The sequence below is a fragment of the Endozoicomonas atrinae genome (genome assembly GCF_001647025.1).
Classification (GTDB): domain Bacteria; phylum Pseudomonadota; class Gammaproteobacteria; order Pseudomonadales; family Endozoicomonadaceae; genus Endozoicomonas; species Endozoicomonas atrinae.
This window is the reverse complement of the sequence record NZ_LUKQ02000549.1, coordinates 1-1439: the sequence shown is the minus strand read 5'-3', so window position 1 is coordinate 1439 and position 1439 is coordinate 1. Positions and strand designations below refer to the sequence as shown.

2 protein-coding genes are annotated in these 1439 nt (G+C 37.0%); both read left to right on the top strand.

Annotated elements, in window-relative coordinates:
- Window positions 1-128: 128 nt before the first annotated feature.
- A complete protein-coding gene (locus AK963_RS28950) occupies window positions 129-770 on the top strand; it encodes a 5'-nucleotidase (RefSeq protein WP_238593888.1) in 642 nt (213 codons plus the stop codon).
- Between the two features lie 120 nt (window positions 771-890).
- The gene (locus tag AK963_RS28945) at window positions 891-1229 is read left to right on the top strand and encodes a hypothetical protein (RefSeq protein WP_066018722.1); all 339 of its coding nucleotides are present in this window, start codon (window positions 891-893) and stop codon (window positions 1227-1229) included.
- Window positions 1230-1439 lie beyond the last annotated feature (210 nt).

Below are 1439 nucleotides of genomic sequence, written 5' to 3'. Positions count from 1 at the left end.
AGAGTCAGCTTAGTAAAATATTTAACTTTCTGGAACTATCAGACTTGCAGACCACCCCAAAAAGCTATACTTAACGACAGGTCATTTTGGACTGGTGTTTTGAGGACTTTTTACGCCGGTGATGACACATGACAAGAGCTGTATTTCTTCAGGGAACTTCTCCATACAAATATATCCCAGCTTTTGATATAGAACTTTTTTTATCCGCAAATCCAAAAGATGTAAAACAAGCTGTATTGGCTGGTTATCCTGCTGGTCAAATATTAAATGGTGAGATAGTTGATGATCTGAGTGATCCTGAATTAAGGATCGCATTCGACTTTGATGGAGTTATCGCAGATGATGAAGCAGAAGAAATATATCAAAATACAGGACAGCTTAATGAATTTCACAATCATGAAGAAGAAAAAGTAGATATTCCTCATAACCCTGGGCCGTTGAAAGACTTCTTGCAAAGAATTTCTGATATTCAAAAACTTGAGCTAGAAAAAGCAGAGCAAGACGCAACATATAAGCCAGTCCTTAAAATCTCTATCGTAACAGCTCGTAATGCTCCTTCTCACAAGCGAGTGATTAACACTATGAGAGCTTGGGATATTATGGTCAATGAAGCATTTTTCATGGGTGGAGTAGAAAAATCTAGAGTTCTAGAAGTTATGAGACCACATATGTTTTTTGATGATCAAAGGCTGCATTTAGAGGCATCTTCATCAGTTTTGCCCTCTGTTCATGTGCCATTTGGTGTGGCAAATAAGAAAATCGCCAGCTAACAAAAATTTCCAGTTCGTGCAGGGGCTTTGCCCCAGCACCCAACCTCGCCTGCGGCTCGGCGGCTGAAATTGGCGTTATGCGTCAAAACAACAAACATAAATCTCTACAAGGAGTGTGAAATGGCAGGATTTTTTAGCAAGCTTTTTGGTAAGAAGGACGAACCTGAAGAATTGCTTCAGGGGATGATAGATAGAGCAAAAAAATGGGAAGTAATAGGAACAGAAATAGCAAAAGACTGTAAAAATAATGGCTTGAATAAAGGTGAAATTGTTCGTTTATCTGAAATAACAGCCTTTATTAACAAAAATCATAGTTACAACTCAAAAGTAGTTGAAAGTGGATTTCTAGATCAAATGATGATTTACGTCAAAAGTGGCGAAGTTATTCATTTTAATACAGATACAAAAGATATAGTTTTTGTTCATAAAAAGCACGCAAACAAGGTACTCGAAAAATGATGTGGGTTGGTATAATAACATTGGTTTTTTTTATCTTCATAGTTCTTAGGAACGGATCAAGAAATAGCGATCCACTGGAATAGGGGAATGTAATTTAAATTGTGTAAACGCTTGTCGTTAATACTCCAAAATGGAGAATAACAATGAGCGTTGAAATCAACGAAAAACTGGTAGATCAAATAGCCAGTCAGATTAAAACTCAGGATGATC